This is a genomic window from Janthinobacterium sp. UMAB-60, assembly GCF_900095235.1.
Classification (GTDB): domain Bacteria; phylum Pseudomonadota; class Gammaproteobacteria; order Burkholderiales; family Burkholderiaceae_D; genus Janthinobacterium.
Window position 1 is genome coordinate 1 of the sequence record NZ_LT607507.1, and the last position, 24,460, is coordinate 24,460.

Genomic DNA, 24,460 nt, shown 5'->3' on the forward strand with positions numbered 1-24,460 from the left:
GGCCGCCGCCGTTGTAGGCGGTGCCGCTGCTCCATGGCGTGTAGCAGGCCACCGCTGTGGTCGCACCGGCCAGCAGCTGGCTTGCGCCGGCGCTGGCTCCGTCGCTGCCGCCGCCGCAAGCGGCCAACGTCCCGCCGAAGAGGGTAAGGATGAGGGTATTCATGACTGTCCGGTTCATTGCATCTCCTTGTGTGTTTTTATCTTGGCCGGGCGGCTGGACACCGTCCGATTTTTCAGAGTGCAAGCATTGCAGGTGGTAGTCAACTGGTTTTATTCTTTGCGCAAGATCACAATACCAGTCGAAGTCTCGCACCAGAGGATGGGCGATGCGGGCCATACCAGTGCCTGTTTTTCAGTGCGCTGGTATGGTGGACGAAAGAGCGCCGGGAGCAGGGCGGGGAAGGGAGGAGTACTCTAGCGACGGCGCCAGGTAGACGATGCGTCCCGCAATGCCGGACGGCGGCGTGACGCCCGAATACGGAATGTAGCCAGCCGAAGGCAGCGCGCCGGGCCGCTCGCCATCGAGCACTTCCAGGCCCCAGTGTTCCGCGTCCACCGACCATTGCCGCAAGCTGACCGCTTCAAAGCGCAGCTGTTTGACACCGGCGCGCGCCAGGCGTTCGTGCAACACGTCGATATACGCTTCATGCCGGGGCGATCCCGTGGCGCGCAGGTTGCGCTCGTCGAGGTCGTATTGCCAGTCCACTAGCGGTTTCCTGGACAGCAATTGCGTGGCGTCGACCGTCGCGGCAGCATTTGCAGGCAGGACGACAGCAAGGCACCGCGTGTCCACGCCACGGAAATATGTACAGAATTCACCTTCACAAGCACCTTCAAACCATTGATTTCATTGTTATGTTTCACCGAAAAAGTCATCGAGGAAGTCAAGGCAGGCCCGGCAGAGAGATAAGGCGGGCAATCTTACACGAGCAAGCCCCGGCACGCAGACTCTTATGGATTTGCAATGCAATCGTGGGCAAGGTGGACGATGGCGGCGTACTGCTCGGACTGCTTTAAGTCCGGGCGCAAGTAACACAAGCCGTCCGGCACGCGATTGCTGGAGCCGCAAACACTGGGCCAGGCACGGCGCACACCAGCGCTGCGGCGTGGCAGGCCAAGTCGCGCACGCGGAAGCGCCAGCATTGCACCGGCAGACGGGCACGCAGCGCAGCGCGCGGCCGCACACGACAGGAATCCTGCGCGCCAGACTGGAACTGGCCAGCGTATCGAAGCACAAAGGGATTGCGCGAAACCATGGCGAAAAAGTCCCGGCGCCAAAGGGTGCGCAAAGGGCTAAAATCGCATTTGCGATTGTACAAGTTGCAAAAAGGGGCATTTGACGAATTCGCCCATAACTTCGCATAATTTATAGAGTGTTCACCGGGCACTTACTACCTATTGGCGCACGCTAGAACAAGCGTACATGCGGGCCACGGCCCAATAGGAGGGAATTAAAAGACGCTGAAAATTTTTCCATGACGCCCGACCAGCGCTCACGCTGCTTGGGCGTTTTTGCGCGCTCGATGTTTGCAGCGGCGATTATCGCCAGCGGATTGACATTGAGGGCAAGTGCAACTTCAAGGGCCGCGTCATCGTCAATGATGCGGCGCCCGGTGCGGTAGTTGCTCATAGTAGAAAGTGGAAACCCAAGCTGCTTCGCCAGGGCGTAATCGGACGTTATGCCGAGTCGTTCCTTGACGGCATCAAGGAATTGAATAGTGGTTGTCATAGCTCCTCCTCAGGGCTGGCAGCGCATATGCGGCTGTATTCCCGAAACATACACTGTTGTACCGCACACGACAAGCTAGCCAGGCGACACGCTTGCCGTTTGACACATGTGTCGAATGAGTAGTACTCTTCGTGCTGTCGGGCGGATTCTTCCGTCCCTCCTCAGGCAACTAGCGGCCCTGCCGCCCGCCCGGCACTTTCGCCTGAGGAACAAAACCAGCCTGAGGAGGCAACATGTCAGTTACACAAAATTACAAAACATTCAAGCTATCCGCCAGCGATGACGCAATTCGTTACATCGTCGCTGCCGTGATGAGGCAATTGGTCGCCGACAAAGATAGAGTCGAGAGCGCAAAAGACTCGGCTTTAGTCGATTTCTTGCGCCGGGAGATTGCCACCGGGAACACAGCACTTACCGCCTTGAATTGCACGTCGGGCCGCGCCACCGGGCTGGAAGGCGAATTGCTGCAAACGGTGATACAGGAACTAGACGCCATGCGGGATTTGGTCGTAGGCGGCTATGTGATGCCAGGCATGCCAGTGAGTACGACTGAGCGCCGCGTACGCACAATGCGCCTGAAGGACGCCTTGTGGTTTCTGGAAAGCATGAAATGAGAACGGCGGACGACACGCAAACGCTTGAATTGCCCGGCATCAAACCGACAATGGTGGCGAAAAAGCGGGGGCGTCCGGCCCTCCATGCCGACCCTGCCGCCCGCCAGCGCGCCTACATGGCGCGTAATGGCATTGTGCCCATGACTGTCCAGTTACCGGAAGCGCTTCACGCTGAGTTCATGACCTGGCTCACGTCGAGGCGCAAAAAACAGTCCGAAGTCATCGCCAAACTGATCCGCACTCAACTTCTGAGGCCACGATAATGCCATCCGCCGCCGCGTCGTCAAAAACCAGCCGGAAAGAGGCCCGCATCACGATATGGCTGCTGCTGCCGCATCCGGTCCGCCGCCTGGTGCTGGCCTTCGCTGATATGCCGGACGCGCGCGCAAATGACGAATTGACGGCATTCAACCGCATAGAGCGCGCCCGCATAACTGCCGCTTTGCGCTCGATGATGACGCACCTGTCGGTGGCTGAGTCGTGCATGAACGACAGCGACGTGACGACGCACACCACGACGGTCCTGCACTGATGCCTACCATCCAGCAAGAAAACGGTATCCGTAGCGTAAAGGGCTTGCCCCTGCGCTGGGGTATCCCTGCCTACCGCGAGTTGCATGCGGCGCAGGCGGGCGCGATTGGCGCCATGCCTGAGGGCTATCAGCGCCTGTCGGCCATGCTGGACGAGGTGACGGACTGCCCGCTGCCGCTGGATAGTACAGAGGCTCAGCTAACGATGCTGGCTGAGCGGTGCGCGAACGAGTGCATGAATGTCGCGCTGGATGCGCATGACGCGGCGACCCTGCGCGTCTGCGTAGAACTGATCGTGCGTATGTACGATATGGACGTTTCCACCATCAAGGATGACCGCCAGGCCGTCAAGCGCTACACCGACCCGGCATGGTGGCGCCGCAACCTGCGCACAGTCCATGGCCGCGCCCGTGAGCATGCCGCAATGCGCCTGGGATTCGTGTCGAGCCGCAAGGGCAAGTATTGCAGCGACGAGGCAGCGAAAAGCCGCGTCGGCCAGCGCCGCCGCAACAAGAAGGTGCTGCAAAACACAGTGCTGCGCAACATGGAAACAGGGCAGGAATTCGCGCTCGATGAACTGGCCGACAAGAGCACGGCAAACCCGAAAATACGCCACGACGAACTGATGATGCGCATGGACGGCGTGGACGAGATAGCCATTGAAAACGGTCACGTAGGCCTGTTCGTCACGCTGACGACGCCCGCCGCGTACCATGCCGTGCTGGAATCAAGCAACATGCCGAACCCAAAGTACAACGGCGCCACGCCGCGCGAAACGCAGTTGTACCTGCGCGACCTGTGGGGCCGCACCCGCGCACAGAATGACCGCGACGGCATTGCCCCTTACGGCTTCCGCGTCGCTGAGCCGCATCACGACGGCTGCACGCACTGGCACATGATGGTTTTCATGCCTGCTGACGATATAGAGATATTTAAACGCAACCTGCGCAAGTTCGCCCTGCAAGAGGGCGCGAACGATCCTGGCGCGGACAAGCACCGCGTGAAATTTGAGGCGCTTGATCCAGCGAAGGGCAGCGCAGCCGCCTACATGATGAAGTACACGGCAAAGAACATTGACGCCGAAGACATCAAGGAAGACGCGAACGGGCGCGACATTATCACCAAGGAAATGCGCGTCAACGCCTGGGCAGGCGTGTGGGGCATCCGGCAGTTTCAGGCGTTCGGACAGCCGCCCGTGACGCCGTACCGCGAAGGCCGCCGCGTCGCTGAGGCCGTCGTGGAGCAGGCGCCGGAATGCGTCAAAGATATTTGGCTTGCTGGCAACCGCCTTGATTTGGTAGACGAGGAAACCGGCGAGATAGCCGGGCAGAAGAAATGCTCATGGGCGGCCTACATTCGGGCGCAGGGCGGTATCAACATGGGCAGGGGCTACCGGGTGCGCGTGGCGCAGGCGGCGCGCACAGAGGCAGGGCGCTATGGCATGTTTGGGCGCGGCCCTGTGGGCCTGTTCGTCAAGCCTGATCCTGAATTCGTCGGCCCGCCACAGATGTACGCATCTACCCGCTTTACGTGGCGCCGCGTCGGGGTTGCTGTTGACGTGCGGGTTTGCCGTCCTTGGAGTCCTGTCAATAACTGTACGCCCGCCAGGGACGTGAAGTGGGAGCAGGACGCGCCGGGGCCGCTTCCGGTAGAGCCGCAAGACGACTCCGCATGGTGGGGCAATGCGGACTTTGACGTATTTGACCACCCGGATTATCAGGAATTCATGACCAGCCCGGAGGCGAGGGAGGCAGGAATTGAGTCTCAGGCGCGGGCGCTGAGTGCTTGTGACCGGCATGAGGTCGCATATCCACGCTTTTACATCAAAAAACCGAAGAAAAAGGATCACCAGTGACGAATATCGAACAAGGCCAAGCGCTCGAGCGCGAAGCCGTCGCGCTGTACCGGCAGTACGGGTTTTTCTTGCCAGGCCCGGCGAAAGCGTTTTTTCGCAAACTGGCAATTCACCTGCAATGGCAAGACCTGATGAAAGTGACGAAATGAACCGCAATCCCTACGTGCCGCCCGATCAGCAGGCGGAATACCTCAAAAGTTCCATCGTGAACGAGGAAAAAGCCCCGGCGACTGCGCCGGCCACCAGCAAGCCCCAGGCGAAAAAGCCAGCGGCGAAGCCAAAGCGCAAATAACCGGGCGCGGCCTAGCGGGCCGCGTACATCATGAAAAAAACTCCAATTGGGCATGTGGCGTGCCCTGTCTGCGACTTCCAGGACGCCCAGGTGAAGGAAGACAAGAACGGCCATGCCTACATCCATTGTGGTGACTGCAACGCGCAGACATTCACCCGGAACGACTTCCGCAACGGCAAGTTGCGGGGGCGCATGCGGGCTGTAACGGTAACGGTAACGGACGATACCGTTACCGTTACAGCACCTGTGCCAGTGCCGAAGGCGCCGGAAAAGCCTGTGCCCGTGCTACCGCCAGCAAAAAAGCCGGGCGGTTGGCTTCAACCTCTTTTAGCGCAAGGATAGGCCATGGCCGAATTAAACGAGAGCCAGGCTGAACCGCCGAAGCTCGACCCGAGTGACCCGCTTGACCGCATCGCCATGGAAGCCATGGGCGAGGAGCGAGCGCAGGCCCAGGCCGACGCCGACTTTATTGACCCGCCGCAACCACCAGGCATCGACCCGGCGCAGACTTGGGGGCAAATCCCCTTCATGTTCGGCAAGGTGCTGGGCATGGCCATGCCGGAACTGGCGGGCGTCTACACGGAAGAGAAGTGCTATCAATGGGGCGTGGGCATGGCTGCGGTGTCCGAGAAGTACGGATGGGATGCCGGTGAGGTAATCGGGCGCTTCGGCCCTGAAATCGCCTTGGCGGTGGCATCCGTGCCGCTGGTGGTACCGACTTATCAGGCGATCAAGGCGCGCCGCGAGGCAAAGGAGCGCGAGGAGAAAGCGCGGCCACGCGAAGAAAAGGACATCACGCCGTCCGACAATCATCCAATGGGCCAGGCGCCGGGAGGCTTCGTTGACCCGGCATAAGGCGGCGGCCGCCACGGCCGGCACGAAGAACAAGGCCGACATCATCGCCGTGATTGGCGCCAGCGGCACGGGCAAGTCCTCGTACATCAAGGGCGAGTTGCTGAAACGGTATCTGCGCCTGCTGGTCTGGTCGCCGCTGGAAAAGACCGACGATTACGCAGGTTTCTGCAAGGGCGTCGTGGTCACGGGCAAGATTTCGGAGCTGGTCGCCCAGGTCAAGAGCGGCGCGCGCGCCATCGTCTACGTGCCCACCGGAAGCGATGCCGAGGTAAAAACGCAGTTCGATCGCTTCTGCCGCATCGTGTGGGAACTGAACGGCGCCACGGTGCTGGTGGAAGAGTTGAGCCGCGTCACCATGGCCAGCTGGTCGCCGCCCGCCTGGAAAAACCTGTCGACGGCAGGCCGCCATCAGGGCTTGACTATTATCGGCACGAGCCAGCGCCCGGCCACCATCGACAAGGATTTTCTGGGCAACTGCACGGAAATACGTTGCTACCGCGTCAATTACGACAATGACGCCAAGGTGATGGCCGACTCGCTGGGCCTGCAAACGCAGTATGAGCCAGGCGCGGGCGGTAAATCTGTGGCGGTGAAGCCACTACAGCAGATCCGCACGCTGCCCAATTTTCACTTTATTCACAAAAATCCTGACCTTTCGACGCGGCGCGGGGTGAATAAATCGCTGTAACGGTAACGGATACCGTAACCGTTACAGCTTATTGCCGGTTTCCTGTGGGGCGGGCAGCATCGGGGCTTGTTAATACCGAACCCCAAACACATAGGAAACGAAATGGACAAAGCAACTATCCACACTGCGCTGATCGCCCTGGCGGCCTTCGCTGGCGTGTACTTCATTCAAAAATCGTTCGTGAAAATCCCCGTCGTCGGCGTCTACCTGCCAGGCGGCCAGTAAGCCGGCCAGCGGCCAGCGGTCAATTTCACAAACCAACCATCAGGACAAGAGAATATGAGTTCCAATATTGATCGCATGATCGATCTGCAAAACGTCAAGCCAGGCGCTACGGCGGTGCTGAAACTGTCGTACAACGCCACTTTCGACAAGCTGCATTTCATGCTGTCGGGCGGTCTGACGAAGGCCAACGTGGGCCGCATCGAAGGCAAGGCCAACGGCGTGACGTTCTTCGTGGACGATGGCGCACTGCTGGGCGTGCGCGATGCCTATCAAGGCCTGTTCGTTGACGAGAACGTCATCACGCTCGACTTCACGGAACCAAACACCCGTGGCGGCGCCGCTGCACAGTACCTGTCGGCCCTGCCGCGCAACATGCTGGCAAGCCTGACGTTCGAAATCGAAATCAAGCAGGCGGCAGCAGCCGGCAGCGACATCAAGGCGGTGGCGGAATACCGCGATGGCACGCAAAACCCGTTCGTACTGCAACGCAAGGACTTCAATGTCCCGCTGACCCTGATTGGCGAAAACGATGTGATGCTGCCGGTGATGGCGAATGGCGGCCTGATCAAGCGCATCTGGCTGCACCACACGGGCAACATCACGGTTGCCGAACTGCGCACCGATGGCACGCCGCGCATCCGCGCCAAGGTGGGCGAACTGAACTACCAGCAGAAACGCAATCGCCTGGTGCCGCAAGCTAACTTGCTGGTGCTCGACTTCATCGGTGACGGCAACCTGATGAACATGCTGGACACGTCGCGTATCACCGAAGCGCTGTTGCGCATCACGACCGACGCGCCGGACAGCCTGAAAGCGTACATCGACTACGTTTCCGATATCAAGCTCCTGAAATAAGGCGGGCGTCATGAGCCAATTTGATAACTTCCTGGGCTTCGGATCGAGTGACTACGATTCCGACCCATATAACACGCTGGGCACGGGCACAACCGTCCTACCGGACGTGTCGTGGAGTTCCCCGGCGATGGAAACGAGCACGTCCACCGGAAACGGCTTCGGCGACTTCTTCGACTCCAAAGCGGGCGGCGCGTTGCTGGGCGGCCTGCAAACCGCGCTCAATTACGCCATGTACCGCGATCAGCGGCAATTTACGGCCGTGGCCAACGCGCCGCAACAGGCTGTACAGCAGCAAGTCGCCGTGCAGCAGGTACGCAACAACAATCTGTTGCTGTGGGCGGCCATCGCTGCCGGACTGATTTTCCTGGTGAAGAAATGACGCCAGGCCTGCCATCCCTGCCGCCGCTGCAAATGGCATCGACTGCAACGTCGGGCGCCAAGGGCGGGGAGCAGGGCGGCGCATCGGGCGGCGTCAGTAGCGGCGACTGGATTATCAACAGCGGCGCGGGCTCAAGCAGTGGCATGAAGTCGAAAACCTGGCTGATGCTGGCCATTGCGGGAGCGGTGGCATGGGTGCTGTACAAGAAAAAGGCGTAATCCGCGAGGGCGTGCTCGATGACGCGGCGCGGGCGGCCTATGCCGCCGCCTACCGGCCAGACAGGCAGACAGGCGGCGGGCTGGGTTCGATGAACGCGGCAATGCGCGGCGCGAAGTTGTTCGAAGTGGTGTGCTGCGGGGCCGTGGTGGCGCGTTACGCACTGCGGACGGTGGATCATGCCAACGGGCGCGAAATCGTCGTTGTGGCGGCTGCTGGTGGCCTGCCAGGCGTCGATCTGGTCGCCTCGGTGTCGCCGAATATCGAGCAGCAGGGCGTAATCGCGGGGGCGGATCGTCTGACGATGCGCACGCGGCGCCCTGGTCTGGTCAGAAAATTGAAAAAACAAGGCTGGGTGCTTGACGCCTACTGCATGGGAAAAAACCTCAAATGAGTTCAAGCGATAGCAAGAGCGATTCCAGTCAAACGCAGACCCAGGAATCGCAGGACAACCGGATTTCAGGCGCTGGCGAGTCCGTCAACTTGGTGGCCAGCCGTTCCAGCATCGGCAATGTGTCGATCAGCCAAACCGACCATGGCGCGGTCGATGGCGCTTTCAAGTTCGGAAACGCCATCACGGATGGCGCGCTGAAATTTGCCGATTCCACCGTCACGGGCGCGCTCGGCACGATCAAGGCCAGCGTGAAAGACAGCCTGGACACGGCGCGCGCCGCACAGGACAGCGCCTACAAATTCTCCAACGCCGTATCAGACAGCGCATTCAAGTCGAATGATGCCGCCCTGGGTGGCGCATTCAAATTCGCCGCGGATATTACGGCCGGCGCCGCGAACGAGCTGGCCGCCGCTGGCGCCCGCTCGGACGCGGTAGCGAAAAACGCGCTGCAGTCGGTCAAAGATGCCTACGGCGATGTAGGGCAAAAGCTGGAAACGGCCTACACCAACAGCAAAGCCGGGGAGCAAAAAGTACTCGTCGGCGTGGGCCTGGCCCTGGTCGCCGTGGTGGCCTTCAAAGCGATGGGAAAAGCAGCATGAGCTACCAGTTAATTCGCCTGTCGGCAGGCCTTGAAATGCGCATCGACATTCCGGGGCGCCTGATCTTGGTCGATTCCGTATCGACAGGGCAGGGCGTCGATATTGCCTTGGTGCGCAACGGCACGCCAGCACCATACATTCCAGGCCGCCAGGCGGGTTTCCGCCTGGTGGAAGACTTCGGCGGCGTGCTGCTGCGCTCAGCGCTCGATTGCGAGGTGGGCATCTTCCTGTCCATCAACGATGTACAGCTCGGCGGTACGGCTGGCGGCAACGTGGTCGTGCCTGATGGCGTCAGCGTCGTGAATGACCTGGCCCACTCGATCCCCGTCACGCTCACGTCCAGCAGCAACACAACGCCGATTCCCGTGTCGCTGGCCAGTATCCGCGTCAACAACACGGCGGGCCAGGCGATCCCGGTCACTTTCGCCGGAACGGTGGAGCCCGTGTTGGGTGTCGTCACCATCGACAACAGCGACGCCGAAGCAATACCCACGCGGCAAAAGCCAGGCGAGGTGTTCGAGGTGCACGTCAACAACGCCGTGCCGATGGCCGTGTCGCTGACGGAAACGAAAATCAACAACAGCGACGCCCAGGCCGTGCCGGTGGTGCAGAAAGCGGGAGCGGTATTCAGCGTCGAAGGCAAAAAGCTCTCCACGATCGTCAATATTTCGCCCGTGGCGCTTGGCCTGGTAGCCGGGGTGCTGGTGAATGATCCATCACTCAAGCGATTGCGCATCAGGAACGGCAGCGAAACGGCGCTCATTGCCATCGGCGGCGAGGGCGTGACGATGGATAGCGCTGCAATCCAATTGCAGCCAGGTGCCACGTATTTTGAGGATGACGCGGCGGGCGCCATCTGGTATGGCGTGAGCGACGAAGACGGCGCAGTAATACAAATCATGGGAATGAAATAATGAGCGGAATTTATGGCGGCGGCCTGCGCCTGGCTTTTAAAAAAGCGGCAATGATTTTTGACGGTGAATCGACAAACGCGCCGGCAGCAGGCGGCACTGGTTGGGTGGAAGTCGTCAAGGAAATGTCTGCCTTCAAGGGGCAAACCTTCACGCATGCAGCTGTGCCAGGGCGAAATATGCAGGCTACGTTAGCTGACTACGCCGCGAACGTCAGACCGGCCATTCTTGCGGCTGTCGCCAAGGGGCAGACGCCACTGGTTTTCCTGCAAACAGGACTCAATGATTACGGCTTGGGTCCGGCATCAAACGTTACGGTGCCGTGGGACGAGTATGCGACAAACGTTGCAATTGACGGGGGCATATTGGTGCCGATGCTTACCACGCGCCGCTTTGACTGGCGCGGCGCGGAAGCTGTGCGCCAGGAAATCAACGATCATATTCGCTCGAAAAATTACCGGATGATGATCGATACCGATCAAATTTTCACTGATCCTAATTTCAGCGTGGCGAACCCGCAAACGCCGGATGGCACGCATCCGAATGCTCCAAAAAATGTGGAAATTGCAACATACGTCAACCAAGTTGTTGAGGCGGGGTCGTGCTTTGCAGGAAAGCGCCAGGCGGAGTTGCTGCGGCCGCTCAAGCCATCGCAAATACCCATCACAAATTACTCCGGCCAACTGACGACCGAAGGCGGAATAACATTAGACCTGGCGACAGGCGGAAATAAAGACTTTACGGCAACGATGGAAGCGTCATTTGCCGAAGCGGGTAAATGTGGGCAGCGCTGGGTTATTCCGGGTGGCGTGGCAATGGCTTATGAGTGGGCCACAATTGGCATGGCAAGTAACTTTCACCCAGAACTGGCGCGCTCGGTAACCTTATTTGACCTGTGGGGAAACGTGCCTCTCATGTCGTGTTCGACCTATAACCAGAAATCGCGGCTTTATGGCGAGTGGGTCATTCAACGCGGTGGCGCAGGTACTACGCCTGAAAAATTGGTATCGGGTTGTGCCTATCCGGTGGCCAACAACACGCCAGGGAAACAGGGCCAGATCGCCTACAACCCAGAGAAGAACAAAATCGCGATGTACGCGGGCGACGGCGGGGAAAACCATGTGTGGGTGGTGTGCGCCGCCACCAATGTCGTGTGATGCAACGGCCCTTGATCTTGGCGGGTTTGGTGGTAGGCATCGCCCTGCTGCTCCTGAGCAAGGCCGGGAAGGGCGGGGCGGATGACGGCGACACGGCATATGAGGAGCCTGGACTATTTGACCAGGCCGATGCACTTTTTCAGGAATTTACCGATATGAGTTCAAGCGTTTCACCAGAACAGCAAGGCCGCAACCTGGCCGCGTTCATGCAAATGATCCGCGTCAGCGAGGGCACGGCGGGGCCAGACGGTTACCGCACCATCGTGGGCGGTTCTCTGTTTGACGACTATTCCGACCATCCCCGTCAGAAAATCTGGATTCCCAGCATCAATGACTATTCCAGCGCGGCCGGCGCCTTCCAGATCATCCGCCGCACGTGGGACGGAGTGCAGGGCAAGCTGGGCCTGCCCGATTTCAGCCCGGCAAGTCAAGACCTCGCATGCGTCGAACTGATGCGCCAGCGCGGCGGCCTGCGCCTGGCCATGAACGGCGAGTTTGCCGCCGCCGTCGAAAAGTGCAAGAAGGAATGGGCTTCGTTGCCAGGCGCCGGCTACGGCCAGCGCGAGAACAGCCTGGCGAAGCTGCAAACCGCATACGTCAACGCAGGGGGCCAATTGGCATGAACAAGAACGATATTCAAGATTTGGTCATGGGCGTGGCGCTCGTCGGCCTGGGCTATGTGATGTACACGCAGTTCAAGCCAGGCAAGACAGCCGGCGGCACGGCGGGCGCGCTGTCGCCAATCCTCAATGGCCAGATCGGTACGAGCTACAACCCGATGCAGGGCGCGCCGTATGACCAGAATACGGCCCTGGGATCGTTCGGCCTGGCCGGGCTGCTGAGCGGCACAACGAACGACTGGACGTATGGAGGCAAGGATTACCTGTCTACGATAACAAGCCCACGCCTGGGCGGCACGCAGCCGGACAGCATTGTGGTGAAAGGCTGGTGGAACTGATGTTGGCAGATAACAAATACGTGCTGATCGGCGTTGCGCTGGCTGCGCTGGCCCTGGTGGTGCTGGTAAAAAAAAAGGGTGCGGCTGCGGCTGTGGGGGAGGACGTGGGCCACGCCGTGGTTGATCTGGCTGGCGGTGTTGCAACTGGTGTCATTGATGGCATCAGTGTCGCCGTGGGAATTCCTACGATCAAGGAACTAATCCGCGACCCTGTTCAATGCCGCGCCTATATGGATGAAAACGGGACGCTAAGCGGGGCAAAGCACTGCACGGAGTTGGCCTATCTCAATGCGCTGGAGCCATGGGAGTCAGTAAAAGAAACGGCCGGAAGCGTTTGGGACTGGTTCACCGAACCCAGCGCATCCGACTATCAAGCAGTAACAAATACCGGCGCGTACGGAAGGCAGTAATGAATCTGAAAAGCATTATCCCTACGGGGCCGCAAGTGGCGCGCGAGGCGCTGATCGTCCTGGGCGGGCTGCTGGTGGCGGCCTTCATCCTGTCCCGGTTTCCAAAGCTGCAAAAGTTCGTCACACAAAACAGCCTGACCATCAAAGATGACAAGGGCAACACCATTTATTAAGGGATGAGAATGAAGCGATTTTTCGATAGTTTTAAAGAGGCATCCACCTGGGCGGGAGTTGCGGGCGTGGTATTGTCCGTGTCGCCGTTCCTGCCGCCGCCGTTCCATATCTGCGCACAGGCAATGGCAGGCATTGCTGCCGCGCTGGCTGGCGCAATCCGTGAAGGTTCCAAGGCATGAGCGGGCTGAGCCAGAAAAACATGCTGATCCTGGCCGCCGCCGTGGCCGCGTACTTCATGTACAAACAGAACAAGGCGGCCAACGTGCTGAATGATCGCTATCCGATGGCGTACAAGAGCTAGTTTGCAAGCTGGATCGGATCGAAATCATCAAGCCGCAAGTCTGTGACCTGTGGCTTTTTCTTTGGGCGGCGCACGGCCAGTTCAATGACGGCGCCACGAACAACGCCAAGGCGCGGGCCAAGGGCCGTCATGTTCATCTGTCGGCGAATGTCAGCTTGCTCCATCTGGCGCAGGCGCATGTACTCAGGAACCCACCAGGGCACGCGCTGTTTCGCGCTGAGCCAGTCGCGCACGGTGCGCTCGTCGCGGCGCAGGGTGCGCGCCAGGTCAGGCAGGGGGATGCCAAGGGAGTAGTGGGCAAACTCGGTAGGGTTGCCGTATCGTAGGTTTGGGAATCTCATTTTATATTTTTGATTATGGAAGGTCACATACCATAAATCGGGTATGCGATTTCCATATCGAGGAGAACGGGGGTTTTTTCAGGCCCGGTGAACACTTCGCATAATTTATATTATGTAAAATGATGAAAGCAGTGCAGAATCAAAGGCATACGTCATAATCCTCGAAAAAGTCTAGCTGTTTACGAAATTATGTACAGCCAAACTCCCTTCTATTCCCGCATGGCCGTGCCAAGTCGTCGGGCATTTATATCCGAATGAAAAAGACAACCACCCGTCGCCAGCCGAAGCCGCCAGCCGCATATTTTTCCTACCAATTACGCCAGCCAGCAATCGACCTCTTCGGAGAGATTGTCGTCATCGAGGACGATCTATACGATTGGGTAGCCGCAGTCGCGCCGCTACATCTCAGCCCCCGCGCCTTCGCCAACTACGTGCGCAGCTACGATGTGGCCGCCAAGGTGCACCATGCGAAGCGGCACGGCATGTTCGACACCATCAAGGATGGTCCGTCCCGGCCATGGCATGCCCGGCTGGCCTTGCACGCCATCATGTAAAAAGGCCCGCGATTTGCGGGCCTTTTCTATGCTCTACGGACAATCGCTTGATTTATTGCTTCGACCACCTCGCTAACGGCGTGACCGTATAGTGCGTTCGTTGAAGACACATCCAGATTAGCCCTGGAAGCAAAATAATGGCCCAATGCCAAATTCCGTCGACTAAATTTTCTTTAGGTTATTAAACCGTCTCTCAGGAGTATCTACAATGTTCGTGGCGATTCATATCACACTTGTATTTCATTTGAAATCTGCTAAAACTCATTCATGAAAAGGAGGTCATATGAATTACAAAATCATTAATAAAAAATTGCTTTTTATTTTATTTATTTTAACTCCATGCATCAATGCTGACGCTCAACATGGATCGGCATTTCATGGAGCTGTTAGTAATAAGAGTTTGAGCGCAAACATGCCAATGGGAAATTTTGAGGACGACTCCCCTCCTCGGAGTCTATCTGACGTATTGAATGGCTCGCATGCTGGCGATCCTGTTCCACCGTATAGTAAAAGTCTACGATCAAATAAATCGTCACTTGCAACTCAGCAAAAAAAAACCTCCATGGCTGGCAAGACCGACGGTTCTGGAAACGCCGTTGATTGCACTATGAAATGCAATGACCAACTTAATCCGGTACCTTTGACGCCGAAAGAAATCAACGATTGTAAAAATGCCGGATGCGAAGACTACATGTTCAACAATAAGAATTCAAATAAGTCGCAAAAAATGAAATCTAAATTTCAAAAGAGCAGCGATCTTCAATATTCAGGAGGGTAATTGCATGCAACTCGGACCACTCATGCCTCGGGGGTAACACCGTTGAGTGTGGCGCAGCCGATCAGCGTGTAGCGATCTCTGCTTGTAAAATCACCTGGCGATATCTTTAAGGTTGAATGACAGCAGCGCCACAGATGGTTCCCGGAGAAATCCAGACAAGCCCCCACGGCAGCCCATGCCATCGGCACGTCGGCGTGTAATTTGGCAAAATACAAAACGTAATGATTCTCATTTATAATATAGTGCGCACAGTTTTTCTTCTTATAACCTTGCGCCCATGCCATCGATGCCGACCTTACCGCCCCGCTCCAGCCACTGCCCATCATCCCCTCGCCGCCCGCCTGATCCTTGTGATGAAATATGAATACGTACCGGAATTTCAAAGCGCGCTGTACGCCCCGAAATAAGGCGGCTGGCGCACGGGGGACCCTGGCACCCATTTTCCTGCCGTGTGCAGCAGAATATGAGCATACGCAAGGCTCTGTTGAATAGGCTATGCCAGAGCGCTCGGCTAACCGGAGCCGCCAGCCACAGTCAGATCGACCTTGACGGATCAAACGGGCGAACGTGTAGGTCTTCCCCTTTTTGGATGCCCACCCGACTATCCCGCTGGCGCCGCGCACTGCTTGACGCTACTCGCGTCATATTTGAACGATACGCTATTCGTTCCCTGGCCGCGGTACATGCTCTCGCCTTCCCCGATGGTCACCTGCGCGCCCATCTTGCACAGCACGGCAGGTGCGCGCTGCACCCAGTCCAGCTTGCGCAAGGTGGCGATATTCCTGTCGCGCAGCGCCGCGCTCCAGCCCTCATCCTTGAAGCGCACCGAGTAGACCACATGATGCAGTTGCACCCGGCTCGTCCGGTCAATCACATTCCCGCCATTCTGCAGCACTTCCGCCAGGTCGCTCTCGATGAACTGCATCACGTCCGCACCGCGCATGGGCGTGTCATTGCGGCCAAGCCGGGAAACAAGGAATATCGCGAAGATGACAAATAGCGTCAGAAAAATTTTTCCCTCAAAAAAAGACTTCATTCGCCCCCTTCCATGCTGTTCAGTATGTGCACCCCCTGATCTCCCGCCGCCACAAACCACCCCACCTGCCAGCGCTGCGTGCGCAGGGCCTGGGCGGATTCTGGCACGCACCAGGGCGGATACACACGCAGCGCGCGCTTGCCGCCGCTGCCCGCGCGCGACATCACGCCCCGTTCGATCAGCACGCTGCGCGGAAAAATGAAAAAGCCGTGCCGCGCGCCATCGTCGTCGGCCACGGCGATGATGACGATATCGACGGGGTCCGCTTCATCGAGCGGGGCGATCTCGGCATCGGGATGGGGACGCTTCCAGACGGTGACGAACTGGCCGGTTTTCGTCGGCGTGGTTTTGGCCACGCGCAAGACCAGCCGCTTGCCGTGCAGTTCGGCGCGGCAGGCGCCGTAGTCCGCGCTTTCCGCTTCCGGCACGGGCGCTTGCGGCAAGCCCAGGAAGGCCCATGGACTGGCCTTCATTGGGCGCTGAACTCGGCTGCGGCCTTGGCCGCCCACAGCGCCTCGGCATGGCTGGCGAACGGGCTGTCATAGCCGTCGACCTTGCCGTCTTCGTCGACAAAATACAGCCACCAGCCGTCGCCCTGCTCGCGGATGGCCGTCTGGCCCGGCGCGCAGTGGGTGTCAACCGGCTGGTCGGCCGCCAGGGTGGCGATGGTGATGCCGCGGTGAATAATATGCTGGGGTATCATGGAAAGTAAGTCATATGAAAAAATCAATGGCGATAGTGTAGCCGCGCCGGCCTTTCCTGGCCAGTGCGCTACACTGTTCGTTCACTCGGAGGACGACATGGCATCACAGCAAGGCACGGTGGATTTTCTGCTCGACCAGCTGGCGGGCGCGGGCGGCGTCAGCGCCAAGAAAATGTTTGGCGAGTACGGCTTGTACTGCGACGGCAAGATGTTCGCCATCGTCGCCGACGACCAGCTGTTCATTAAGCCCACGGACGCGGGCCGCGCCTGGATCAGTACCATGGGCACGCCGCAGGAGGCGCCGCCCTATCCGCAAGCCAAGCCGTATTTCCTCATCGATGGCGGCCTGTGGGACGAGCGCGACTGGTTGTCCCAGCTGGCGCGGCGCACGGCGGACGCCTTGCCGCCGCCGAAACCCAAGCCGCCGCCCAAGCCCAAAAAACCGGCTTCAAGCAGCTAATACGCTGTTTTCGCACGCCTTGCCCTGCAGGAAGCATTGCAGGTTGTGGTAGGTGATGGCAGCGATCTCGCGCAGCGCTTCGATGGTGAAGAAGCCCTGGTGACCCGTCACCAGCACGTTCGGGAACGTCATCAGGCGCTGGAAGATGTCGTCATCGATGATGTCGGACGAGCGGTCCTGGAAGAACAGATTGCTTTCCTGTTCATACACGTCGATGGCCAATGAGCCCAGCTGGCGCGATTTGAGCGCTTCGATGACGGCGCCCGTGTCGATCAGGCCGCCGCGCGAGGTGTTCACCAGCATGGCGCCCTTCTTCATCAGCGGCAAGGTTGCTTCGCTGATCATGTGGCGCGTGCTGTCCATCAGCGGGCAATGCAGCGAGACGATGTCGGACTCGGCCAGCAGTTGCGGCAGTTCCACCATCGTGCCCAGCTGCGCGAACGCGGGCGCCGGATACGGGTCGTGGCCCAGCACCGTGCAGCCGAAACCTTTAAAAATGCGCGCCGTGGCCAGGCCGATCTTGCCCGTGCCGACGATGCCCACCGTCTTGCCGTGCAAGGTGGAGCCCAGCAAGCCGTCCAGCGAAAAATTGCCTTCGCGCACGCGGGCATATGCGCGGTGCGTGTGGCGGTTCAGCGTCTGCACCAGGGCCAGCGTGTATTCGGCCACGGCTTCCGGCGAATAGGCAGGCACGCGGGCGACGAACAGGCCCAGGCGCTTGGCTGCTTCCAGGTCGAGGTTGTTGTAGCCGGCGCAGCGCAGCAAGATGGCGCGCACGCCATAGCCGTGCAGGGCTTCCAGCACGGGCGCGTCGAGCACGTCGTTGACGAAGACGCAGACAGCCTCGGCGCCTTGCGCCAGGATCGCGGTTTCCTGGCTCAGCAAGGCGCTGTGGTAGACCAGTTCGATGCCGTCCGGCTCGGGTTGGGATGGCAAGGCTTCATCGAAGAAACGGCGGTCGTAGGGCTGGCTGGCAAAGAAGGCGATTTTCATGGTGAGTCCTGGAACTTGCTGGATGGCAAAACAGCATCATAGCGCAAGCGCCCTGCCCCACGGCGTACGCCTGGCACTTGCCGCCCCCTATTTGGGCTCGCGGGGCAAGGTCAGGACGTGACGCAGATACGCTGTTTCCTCGGCGTGCTGCGCGTGGTAACGCGCGCGCGCGGCGCGCATGGCCGCGTGGTGGGCCGCGATACCCGTTTCCGTCAGCTCGACGCCGAAGTCCGCCGGCACCGGCACAGGGCCGCCGAACAGGCGCGCCAGGATGAAGCGGCCCACATTGTCGCGGTAGTGCGACGCTTCCCAGTAATAGCGCATTGCGCGCGCGCCCGTCACTTGCGGGATAGCCTCGCTGGTGATGCTGTTGAAGCCGGAAAAATCGTACACGCGCACGTCGCAGCCTTCACCCCGGTAGCGCTGGGCCATCCGCGCCAGGTCGCGCTGCCATGTTTCCATGGCGTCCCACTTGCCGCGCCAGTACAGGGCGTCGAGCGTGAGCGCATGCGTGGGATTGATGTACAGGCGCAAGCGCGTGCCGCCCCGGCACAGTTTGCCGACGCTGGCATCGAAGGCGCGCAGCGCGGGCGCCGTCGGCCCCAGGCCATCGCCAAACTCCTGCAGGCGCGGCGTGAAGGCGCGCGCCGTGCCGGTCCAGGTACGGTTGCGGCTGGTGAGGCAGGTCTCGTCGCGCTGGCCGTGCAGCGCCAGGCTGGACAGGCAAACGCCGTCATAGGTACCGCTGAGGATGCGCCAGGTGTCGCGCGTCATGTCGACAGTCAGGCCGCGCTTGATATTGAGCAAGGCGCGCCGCGCGAAGAACGCGGGGCCGGCGGCCGTCAAGCCCGGCTCCACGCCGGCCGCGCCCAGTTCCAGCGAGAACGAGGGCGCGTCGATGCCCCACACCATGGTGTCGACATGGCTGACCCTGGCCGCGTGCTCGGCCAGGCGCATGGCTTCGCCGATGGAGGCACCCGAGACGGCGCTGTTGAAGACACTCTTGCCTTCAAATAAAGTGCGCGCACTGTTCGCCGGCAAGCCCATTTCCGTGCGCGAGTTGCCGATATACACGACGGCGGGCCGGTAGCGCGCCACGGCATATGTCTTGCCCCACACGCTGAGTTTTTCGGTCGTCGGGCGCAATCGCTGCAGCAGCGGGCTGTCCCACTGGTGCAGCAAGTACGGATCGACGTGATAATTCACGGCTGAAACGAGGGCCAGCGCGGCCAGCACGCAGGCAAGGAAGATGGCGAGGTAGCGGCGGGCGGAAGTGTCCATGAGCAGAATTGGAAGTTGAAAAATGACGCTCAACGCCGGATCAGCGGTCCGTCCAGCACCCGCTGCGCATAGGCCGCCTCGCGCGCGTGCTCCACGCGATAGCGGTCGCGCGCGGCGCGCGTGGCCGCCTGGTGGGCGTCGATGTTGGCCTGCGTCAGCTCCACGCCGAAATCGGCCGGCGCCGGCGTGTCGCCGCCAAACAAACGCGTCAGGATCAAGCGGCCCACATTGTCCCGGTAATGCGACACTTCCCAGTAATAATGCATGTCGGGCTTGCCGCTGACGAGCGGGGTCGCTTCGGTAGTGATGCTGTTAAAGCCGGAAAAATCAACCAGGCGCACGTCGCAGCCGTGCAGGCGGTGACGTTCGACGACCTGCACCAGGCCGCGTTGCCAGGCCTGCATGGCATCCCACTTGCCGCGCCAGTGCAGCGCGTACAAGGTCAGAGCGTGCGTGGGGTTGATGTACAGGCGCAGGCGCATGCCTGGCCGGCACAGCTTGCCGATACTGGCGTCGAGCGCGGGTGTCGAGGGCGGTGTCGGCCCCAGGCCATCGCCGAATTCCTGCAGCCGCACGGGAATCGCATCCTTGGTCACGAGCCAGTGCTTGATGCCCTTGCGGGTGCACGTCTCGTCGCGCTGCCCATACACGGCCAGGTTGGAGCGGCAGGTATCGCCGGCATGGCCTGTCAGGATGCGCACGCTGTCCTGCGTCATGTCCAGCGTCAGGCCGCGCTTCAGGTTGACCAGGGCGCGCTGGACGAAAAAGCCGTGCCGGGCGCCCGTCAGGCTGTCTTCCACGCGCGCCGCGCCCATGTCCAGGGAAAAAGTGGGCGCGTCGATGCCCCACACCATGGTCTCGACGCGGCTGACCCTGGCCGCATGCTCGGCCAGACGGATGGCGTCGCCGATCGAGGCGCCGGACACGGCGCTGTTGAAGACCCTCTTACCGTCGAACAAGGCACGCACGCCCGTCGGCAAGCCCATTTCCGTGCGCGAATTGCCGATGTAGATGATGGCCGGCCGGTAGCGCGCCACGGCATAGGTCTTGGCCCAGGCGCCGAGCTTTTCGTTCAGCTGGCGCGGGCGCTGCAGCAAGGGACTGTCCCACTGGTGCAGCAGGTAGGGGTCGACCTGATAGTTCAGGAAAGAGACGGCGCCGAGCACCAGGCCGACGCAGGCGAGGAAGCAGACAAGATAGCGGCGGCAGGAAGTGTCCATGCTCAGAACTGGAAGTAGAGAAATTCGGTGACCCGGTTCATGCCGAAGATGCAGGCGACGAACAGCGCGGCAAATCCCACGCTCCAGCGGCGCGTGGGGCGCCAGCTGAAGGCCCAGCGCCCTGTCGGCTGAAATATTCTTTCAATGGCAGGCTCGTAAAGAAAGAATATTTCTTGCGTATTCGGCGCCTTGAAAGCCAGCAGCATGGCGGCCAGCAGCACGGGCAAGCCCGGCCCCGCCAGTTCGATCCAGCGGATGCCGTCGAACGCGGGATGCAAGCCCCACTGCGCCAGGCTGGCCGCGTGACTGGCCAGGCCGCGCGGCAGGCTCACGCCGTTCGCGCCCAGCAGCGCGCCAGTGATGTCCCAGGCCGTGGCCACGTCGGGCGCGCGGAAGAAGATCCAGGCCAGCATGACGGCAAGAAAAGTCAGGACGCAGGGCCACCAGTGCGCCCGCGCCGCGCCGAACGCCCGCTGCCACGCCTGCTGCAGTACCAGGTACAGGCCGTGCAAGCCGCCCCAGATGACGAACGTCCAGCCGGCGCCGTGCCACAGGCCGCCCAGCAGCATGGTCAGCATCAGGTTGCGGTAGCGCAGAGCTTCGCCGTGGCGGCTGCCGCCCAGCGGTATGTATAAATAGTCGCGCAGGAAACGCGACAAGGTCATGTGCCAGCGGCGCCAGAAGTCGGCGATATTGGCCGCCTTGTACGGCGAGTTGAAGTTCAGCGGCAATTTCACGCCGAACAGGCGCGACAGGCCGATGGCCATGTCCGAATAGCCCGAAAAGTCGAAATACAGCTGGAAGGTATAGGCCAGCACGCCGATCCACGCCTCGATCAGGGTGGGCGTGGCCCCGGCGGCGAAGACGGGCATGGCCAGCGGCGACAGGTTGTCGGCGATCAGCACCTTCTTTGCCAGCCCAATCGTGAAAATCGACAGGCCGATGGCGAAGTTGGCCGCGCGCGGGTGAGCGTTGGCCGGGTCGGCGAACTGCGGCATCATGTCGCGGTGGTGCAACACGGGGCCGGCGATCAAATGGGGGAAATAGCTGACGAACAGCACGTAATGAATAAAACGGTACTCGCGCACCTCGCCCCGGTAGCAATCGACGAGGAAGGCGATCTGGGTGAAGGTAAAGAACGAAATGCCGATCGGCAGAATGATGTCGAGGCCATGCCACGGCAGGCTGCCAGCGCCAGCACCGGCGGCCACGGCGACGGCATTGACGCTGTCGATGAAAAAATTCGCATATTTGTAGTAGGCGAGCAGCCCCAGGTTCAAGGCCAGCGCCGCCACCAGCACGCGCTTGCGGGCCGCGCCCGTGCTGGCCCCCAGCAGGCGCCCGGCGCCATAATTGAGGCAGATGGAGGCCAGCAGCAGCGGCAGATAGCGCACGTCCCACCAGGCATAGAAGAACAGCGAGGCGAGCGCCAGCCACACGGCCGGCGCCAGGCGCCAGCTGGCGGAGGACGTCAATCGGTCCAGCAGAAAATAGCCGGCCAGCACGATGGGCAGATAGCCGAACAGGAAGGCGAAGGAGTTAAACAGCATGGCGCCTCCTGGCAGGCAAGGACTGCAGCTGGTAGTAACACTCGGCAATTTGCGCCGCCACCCGCTCCCACGTAAAACGTTCCACCAGCGCTTGCACGCGGGCGCGCTCGGGCGGCAGCGCCAGCAAGTCGAGGATGGCCTGGCGCTGCGCGGGGCCATCGTCCCAGGCCACCTTGCGCAGCGCGAACGCGGAATCGGGCAAGTCCAGCGCGCTTTGCGCCGTCATCACGACGGGCGTGCCGGCCGCCAGCGCTTCGAGCACGCTCAAGGGAAACACTTCGCCCTGGCTGGGCAAGGCCGCCACGGCCGCCGCATGGTAGGCGCTGGCCAGCAGCGGGTCGGCGTGGTCGAGCGCGCCCAGCCAGCTGACGTGCGGCAAGTCCAGCAACTGCTGCAGATACGCCTGCTGTTCCCGGGGCGCGGCGCCGATCAGCACCAGGGGCAAGCCGGCCCCCGTCAGCGCCTGGGCCAGGCCCAGCTGGTTTTTATACGCTGAAATGCTGCCCACCATCAGCACGAACGGCCCGGCGATGCCCGTTTCGCGCAGGAACAGATCGCCATTGGCCGTGAAGAAATGCGGATTGATCCCGTTCGGCAAGACGCGGATGGCGTCCGCCCCCATGCCAAAACCTTGCACGATGGCATCGCGCTCGGCCTCGCCCAGGGCGATCACCACGTCGGCCAGCTGCAGGGCGCGCCGCGTTTGCGCATAGCTCGTTTGCACCATCCACTCCGTCAGGCGCCCCGCCAGCCGGTCGGCCAGCCGCGCGCGCCAGGCGCTGGCGCGACCCCAGCCGGGCGACAGCAGCGGCGACAGCACCACGGGGACGCCTTGCTCGCTGGCCATTTCCATGATGCGGTAAGTGCCATTGCTGGCCGAAAACACGTGCAGCACGTCGAAATCGGCCAGCCGCTCATGGTTGGCGTCGACCAGTTGCACTTCCAGGGGCCGCGCCGGTAGCTGGGGCAGCCGGTTCAGCGCGGCAATGGTTTCGCGTACCTGAATCTGCAAGCCGCCGTCGCGCTGGAACAGCATCGGGTAGGACAAGATACCGACACGCATGGTCTTCCTTTCGGGCGTGCGCGCCGCCTGCGGCGCCTCACTGCGGTGATTTGACGGCCAGCCAGCGGCTTGCCAGCTTACGTTGCAACAACAGAAACTCGGCCGCGATGTCATGTTTCAACAGAAAAATACCGGCGATCCAGCACAGCAAGGTAGCCAGCGCCGTGCCGGCCAGCGCCAGCAGCGGGATGGCGTGCGGCATGTCGGCCGGCATCCACAGCAGCATGCACAGCGGCGGCGGACTGCTGATCGCGCACAGGGCCAGGCTCTTGCGCAAGACGGGCAGCAGGACGCGCCAGTCGAGATTGCTGAAGCGCCGCAGGCAGCGGTAAATCAGCCAGCTGCGCAACAGGGTGCTGAACACCACGGCCCAGGCCACGGCCACCAGCCCGAACGGCGCTGCCAGCAGCAGCGCCGCCACCTTCAGGCCACCCGCCCAGGCATCGAGCCAGGCCTGCACGCGCATCTGGCCCGTCGCCACGAACAGGTAGCGGGCCATGCTGAATATGCTATACACGGCCGAGGACAGGCACATGATGCGTATCAAGGGCGTACAGGCGCTCCATTGCGGGCCATACAACACTTTGACCAAAGGCAAGGCCATGCAAGCGAGAAACAGGAAAAAGGGCCAGGCCAGCGCCGTCATATAGCTGACCGTGCGCACATACACGGGTCCCGCACCGCCCTGTTCGCGGTCGCGCGCCGCGAACAGGGGAAACACGACGGGCGAGATCGCGCTGGTGATGGCCTGGTTAAAAATGCTCAGCATGCTTTGCGTCTTGCCGAACAGGGCCAGGCTTTCGATATCGATCATCTTGCCGATGACCAGGTCCGGCGCCACCACGCCCGCCTCATCCACCAGCCCGCCGCCCGTCGCGTAGGCGCCGAAGGCAATGATGGCCTTGATGCCGCGCCGTCCCGGCAGCCACGGCAGTTCGCGGGGGCGCACGACGAGGCTGGTCAGCAGCGAGGCCGTGGAACCGGCCAGCACGGCCGCCACCAGGCTCATGTAACTATGTCCCAGCAAGGCCATGCTCACGCCCACCAGCAGGTTGGTGACGCTGTTGGCCGCGTTGATCGCATAAATGGCGCGAAACCGCAATTGGCGCCGCAGCAAGGGCAAGGTCAGCGCGCTGAACGGTATCAGCAGGAAGTTAATCGACAGCAGTTGCAGCACCAGTTGCAGGCGCGGCTCTTCATAGAAACGCGCGAGCGGCCCGCTGGCGGCCAGCACCAGCGCCGCCAGCAGCAAGGCGACGAGCAGGCTGGTCGCCAGCGCGGCACGCAATTTCTCCATCGTCAGGGTCTTTTCCTGGATCAAATACTGGCCCACGCCAAA

General features: G+C 60.9%; 38 protein-coding genes and 1 pseudogene. 26 read left to right on the forward strand and 13 right to left on the reverse strand.

The features are described 5' to 3' along the window. The 3 genes and pseudogenes from K0F86_RS26120 to K0F86_RS26130 form a co-directional block, all read right to left on the reverse strand. Window positions 1-337 (reverse strand): annotated as a pseudogene (locus tag K0F86_RS26120) (hypothetical protein); the annotation flags it as partial. Window positions 338-352: 15 nt separating this feature from the next. After that, on the reverse strand, window positions 353-706 hold the full coding sequence (locus K0F86_RS26125; RefSeq protein WP_219137036.1) for a hypothetical protein: 354 nt from the start codon (window positions 704-706) through the stop codon (window positions 353-355). Window positions 707-1,408: 702 nt separating this feature from the next. Next, on the reverse strand, window positions 1,409-1,729 hold the full coding sequence (locus K0F86_RS26130; RefSeq protein ID WP_219137037.1) for a helix-turn-helix domain-containing protein: 321 nt from the start codon (window positions 1,727-1,729) through the stop codon (window positions 1,409-1,411). A 233-nt stretch (window positions 1,730-1,962) separates the two neighbouring features. Between K0F86_RS26130 and K0F86_RS26135 the strand changes: the two genes are divergently transcribed. The 23 genes from K0F86_RS26135 to K0F86_RS27805 all read left to right on the forward strand — a co-directional run bounded on the left by K0F86_RS26135 (window position 1,963) and on the right by K0F86_RS27805 (window position 13,142). Beyond that, a complete protein-coding gene (locus K0F86_RS26135; RefSeq protein ID WP_219137038.1) occupies window positions 1,963-2,343 on the forward strand; it encodes a hypothetical protein in 381 nt (126 codons plus the stop codon). Continuing rightward, window positions 2,340-2,606: a hypothetical protein gene (locus K0F86_RS26140; protein WP_219137039.1), complete on the forward strand. Its 267-nt coding sequence runs from the start codon at window positions 2,340-2,342 to the stop codon at window positions 2,604-2,606. Before K0F86_RS26135 ends, K0F86_RS26140 begins: the two co-directional genes overlap by 4 nt. After that, window positions 2,606-2,875 carry a hypothetical protein gene (locus K0F86_RS26145; protein ID WP_219137040.1) on the forward strand — a complete coding sequence of 90 codons (270 nt, stop codon included), beginning with the start codon at window positions 2,606-2,608 and terminating at the stop codon, window positions 2,873-2,875. Before K0F86_RS26140 ends, K0F86_RS26145 begins: the two co-directional genes overlap by 1 nt. Beyond that, window positions 2,875-4,728 (forward strand): replication endonuclease, encoded by a 1,854-nt coding sequence (locus tag K0F86_RS26150; protein ID WP_219137041.1) that lies wholly within the window; start codon window positions 2,875-2,877, stop codon window positions 4,726-4,728. The genes K0F86_RS26145 and K0F86_RS26150 overlap by 1 nt, the downstream gene beginning before the upstream one ends. Continuing rightward, window positions 4,725-4,877, forward strand: coding sequence for a hypothetical protein (locus K0F86_RS26155; RefSeq protein WP_219137042.1), 153 nt, complete (start codon window positions 4,725-4,727; stop codon window positions 4,875-4,877). The genes K0F86_RS26150 and K0F86_RS26155 overlap by 4 nt, the downstream gene beginning before the upstream one ends. Then, the gene (locus K0F86_RS26160; protein ID WP_219137043.1) at window positions 4,874-5,020 is read left to right on the forward strand and encodes a hypothetical protein; all 147 of its coding nucleotides are present in this window, start codon (window positions 4,874-4,876) and stop codon (window positions 5,018-5,020) included. Before K0F86_RS26155 ends, K0F86_RS26160 begins: the two co-directional genes overlap by 4 nt. 30 nt (window positions 5,021-5,050) lie before the next feature. Continuing rightward, the gene (locus tag K0F86_RS26165; RefSeq protein WP_219137044.1) at window positions 5,051-5,362 is read left to right on the forward strand and encodes a hypothetical protein; all 312 of its coding nucleotides are present in this window, start codon (window positions 5,051-5,053) and stop codon (window positions 5,360-5,362) included. Window positions 5,363-5,365: 3 nt separating this feature from the next. Further along, window positions 5,366-5,875 (forward strand): hypothetical protein, encoded by a 510-nt coding sequence (locus tag K0F86_RS26170; RefSeq protein ID WP_219137045.1) that lies wholly within the window; start codon window positions 5,366-5,368, stop codon window positions 5,873-5,875. Then, window positions 5,862-6,563, forward strand: coding sequence for a hypothetical protein (locus K0F86_RS26175; RefSeq protein WP_219137046.1), 702 nt, complete (start codon window positions 5,862-5,864; stop codon window positions 6,561-6,563). Before K0F86_RS26170 ends, K0F86_RS26175 begins: the two co-directional genes overlap by 14 nt. A 102-nt stretch (window positions 6,564-6,665) precedes the next feature. Beyond that, entirely contained in the window at window positions 6,666-6,788 is a 123-nt protein-coding gene (locus K0F86_RS27800) for a hypothetical protein (RefSeq protein WP_257572382.1), read from the forward strand. Between the two features lie 54 nt (window positions 6,789-6,842). After that, window positions 6,843-7,643 carry a major capsid protein P2 gene (locus K0F86_RS26180; protein ID WP_219137047.1) on the forward strand — a complete coding sequence of 267 codons (801 nt, stop codon included), beginning with the start codon at window positions 6,843-6,845 and terminating at the stop codon, window positions 7,641-7,643. 10 nt (window positions 7,644-7,653) lie between these two features. Continuing rightward, the gene (locus tag K0F86_RS26185; RefSeq protein WP_219137048.1) at window positions 7,654-8,022 is read left to right on the forward strand and encodes a hypothetical protein; all 369 of its coding nucleotides are present in this window, start codon (window positions 7,654-7,656) and stop codon (window positions 8,020-8,022) included. Beyond that, the gene (locus K0F86_RS26190; protein ID WP_219137049.1) at window positions 8,019-8,240 is read left to right on the forward strand and encodes a hypothetical protein; all 222 of its coding nucleotides are present in this window, start codon (window positions 8,019-8,021) and stop codon (window positions 8,238-8,240) included. Before K0F86_RS26185 ends, K0F86_RS26190 begins: the two co-directional genes overlap by 4 nt. Then, the gene (locus K0F86_RS26195) at window positions 8,213-8,632 is read left to right on the forward strand and encodes a hypothetical protein (RefSeq protein WP_219137050.1); all 420 of its coding nucleotides are present in this window, start codon (window positions 8,213-8,215) and stop codon (window positions 8,630-8,632) included. The genes K0F86_RS26190 and K0F86_RS26195 overlap by 28 nt, the downstream gene beginning before the upstream one ends. Beyond that, complete coding sequence (locus K0F86_RS26200) at window positions 8,629-9,231, forward strand: hypothetical protein (RefSeq protein WP_219137051.1); 603 nt, start codon at window positions 8,629-8,631, stop codon at window positions 9,229-9,231. The genes K0F86_RS26195 and K0F86_RS26200 overlap by 4 nt, the downstream gene beginning before the upstream one ends. After that, window positions 9,228-10,145, forward strand: a complete 918-nt coding sequence (locus K0F86_RS26205) for a hypothetical protein (RefSeq protein WP_219137052.1) — start codon at window positions 9,228-9,230, stop codon at window positions 10,143-10,145. The genes K0F86_RS26200 and K0F86_RS26205 overlap by 4 nt, the downstream gene beginning before the upstream one ends. Then, window positions 10,145-11,299, forward strand: a complete 1,155-nt coding sequence (locus K0F86_RS26210; RefSeq protein WP_219137053.1) for an SGNH/GDSL hydrolase family protein — start codon at window positions 10,145-10,147, stop codon at window positions 11,297-11,299. The genes K0F86_RS26205 and K0F86_RS26210 overlap by 1 nt, the downstream gene beginning before the upstream one ends. A 29-nt stretch (window positions 11,300-11,328) precedes the next feature. Then, window positions 11,329-11,922, forward strand: a complete 594-nt coding sequence (locus K0F86_RS26215; RefSeq protein ID WP_257572383.1) for a glycoside hydrolase family 104 protein — start codon at window positions 11,329-11,331, stop codon at window positions 11,920-11,922. Then, window positions 11,919-12,257, forward strand: a complete 339-nt coding sequence (locus tag K0F86_RS26220) for a hypothetical protein (protein WP_219137054.1) — start codon at window positions 11,919-11,921, stop codon at window positions 12,255-12,257. The genes K0F86_RS26215 and K0F86_RS26220 overlap by 4 nt, the downstream gene beginning before the upstream one ends. Further along, a complete protein-coding gene (locus K0F86_RS26225; protein ID WP_219137055.1) occupies window positions 12,248-12,667 on the forward strand; it encodes a hypothetical protein in 420 nt (139 codons plus the stop codon). The genes K0F86_RS26220 and K0F86_RS26225 overlap by 10 nt, the downstream gene beginning before the upstream one ends. Continuing rightward, window positions 12,667-12,840, forward strand: a complete 174-nt coding sequence (locus K0F86_RS26230; protein WP_219137056.1) for a hypothetical protein — start codon at window positions 12,667-12,669, stop codon at window positions 12,838-12,840. The genes K0F86_RS26225 and K0F86_RS26230 overlap by 1 nt, the downstream gene beginning before the upstream one ends. Window positions 12,841-12,849: 9 nt before the next feature. Further along, a complete protein-coding gene (locus K0F86_RS26235; RefSeq protein WP_219137057.1) occupies window positions 12,850-13,020 on the forward strand; it encodes a hypothetical protein in 171 nt (56 codons plus the stop codon). Next, window positions 13,017-13,142 (forward strand): hypothetical protein, encoded by a 126-nt coding sequence (locus tag K0F86_RS27805; protein WP_257572384.1) that lies wholly within the window; start codon window positions 13,017-13,019, stop codon window positions 13,140-13,142. The genes K0F86_RS26235 and K0F86_RS27805 overlap by 4 nt, the downstream gene beginning before the upstream one ends. Here K0F86_RS27805 and K0F86_RS26240 read toward each other — a convergent pair. Next, the gene (locus tag K0F86_RS26240) at window positions 13,139-13,510 is read right to left on the reverse strand and encodes a hypothetical protein (RefSeq protein WP_219137058.1); all 372 of its coding nucleotides are present in this window, start codon (window positions 13,508-13,510) and stop codon (window positions 13,139-13,141) included. The two genes, K0F86_RS27805 and K0F86_RS26240, sit on opposite strands and share 4 nt — an antisense overlap. A gap of 227 nt (window positions 13,511-13,737) precedes the next feature. Here K0F86_RS26240 and K0F86_RS26245 point away from each other — a divergent pair, with 227 nt between their 5' ends. Then, window positions 13,738-14,037, forward strand: a complete 300-nt coding sequence (locus K0F86_RS26245) for a hypothetical protein (protein ID WP_257572385.1) — start codon at window positions 13,738-13,740, stop codon at window positions 14,035-14,037. 283 nt (window positions 14,038-14,320) lie between these two features. Further along, entirely contained in the window at window positions 14,321-14,815 is a 495-nt protein-coding gene (locus K0F86_RS26250; protein WP_219137059.1) for a hypothetical protein, read from the forward strand. A gap of 601 nt (window positions 14,816-15,416) precedes the next feature. Here the strand turns inward: K0F86_RS26250 and K0F86_RS26255 are convergent. The 3 genes from K0F86_RS26255 to K0F86_RS26265 all read right to left on the reverse strand — a co-directional run bounded on the left by K0F86_RS26255 (window position 15,417) and on the right by K0F86_RS26265 (window position 16,554). After that, window positions 15,417-15,758, reverse strand: coding sequence for a hypothetical protein (locus K0F86_RS26255; RefSeq protein ID WP_219137060.1), 342 nt, complete (start codon window positions 15,756-15,758; stop codon window positions 15,417-15,419). Window positions 15,759-15,847: 89 nt separating this feature from the next. Further along, window positions 15,848-16,324, reverse strand: coding sequence for a MepB family protein (locus K0F86_RS26260; protein ID WP_219137061.1), 477 nt, complete (start codon window positions 16,322-16,324; stop codon window positions 15,848-15,850). Next, window positions 16,321-16,554 carry a hypothetical protein gene (locus K0F86_RS26265; RefSeq protein WP_257572386.1) on the reverse strand — a complete coding sequence of 78 codons (234 nt, stop codon included), beginning with the start codon at window positions 16,552-16,554 and terminating at the stop codon, window positions 16,321-16,323. Before K0F86_RS26265 ends, K0F86_RS26260 begins: the two co-directional genes overlap by 4 nt. 97 nt (window positions 16,555-16,651) lie before the next feature. On the opposite strand from K0F86_RS26265, the gene K0F86_RS26270 reads away from it, so the two are divergent. Continuing rightward, the gene (locus K0F86_RS26270) at window positions 16,652-17,014 is read left to right on the forward strand and encodes a TfoX/Sxy family protein (protein WP_219137062.1); all 363 of its coding nucleotides are present in this window, start codon (window positions 16,652-16,654) and stop codon (window positions 17,012-17,014) included. Here the strand turns inward: K0F86_RS26270 and K0F86_RS26275 are convergent. The 6 genes from K0F86_RS26275 to K0F86_RS26300 all read right to left on the reverse strand — a co-directional run. Next, a complete protein-coding gene (locus K0F86_RS26275) occupies window positions 17,003-18,007 on the reverse strand; it encodes a 2-hydroxyacid dehydrogenase (protein WP_219137063.1) in 1,005 nt (334 codons plus the stop codon). The genes K0F86_RS26270 and K0F86_RS26275 overlap by 12 nt on opposite strands. Before the next feature lie 87 nt (window positions 18,008-18,094). After that, window positions 18,095-19,288: a hypothetical protein gene (locus K0F86_RS26280; RefSeq protein WP_219137064.1), complete on the reverse strand. Its 1,194-nt coding sequence runs from the start codon at window positions 19,286-19,288 to the stop codon at window positions 18,095-18,097. Window positions 19,289-19,317: 29 nt separating this feature from the next. Beyond that, window positions 19,318-20,508: a hypothetical protein gene (locus K0F86_RS26285; protein WP_219137065.1), complete on the reverse strand. Its 1,191-nt coding sequence runs from the start codon at window positions 20,506-20,508 to the stop codon at window positions 19,318-19,320. A gap of 2 nt (window positions 20,509-20,510) precedes the next feature. After that, window positions 20,511-22,058, reverse strand: coding sequence for an MBOAT family protein (locus K0F86_RS26290; protein WP_219137066.1), 1,548 nt, complete (start codon window positions 22,056-22,058; stop codon window positions 20,511-20,513). Next, window positions 22,048-23,121 (reverse strand): glycosyltransferase family 4 protein, encoded by a 1,074-nt coding sequence (locus K0F86_RS26295; RefSeq protein WP_219137067.1) that lies wholly within the window; start codon window positions 23,119-23,121, stop codon window positions 22,048-22,050. Before K0F86_RS26295 ends, K0F86_RS26290 begins: the two co-directional genes overlap by 11 nt. Before the next feature lie 37 nt (window positions 23,122-23,158). Further along, a partial coding sequence (locus K0F86_RS26300) for an oligosaccharide flippase family protein (protein WP_257572387.1) occupies window positions 23,159-24,460 on the reverse strand: 1,302 nt, incomplete at its 5' end.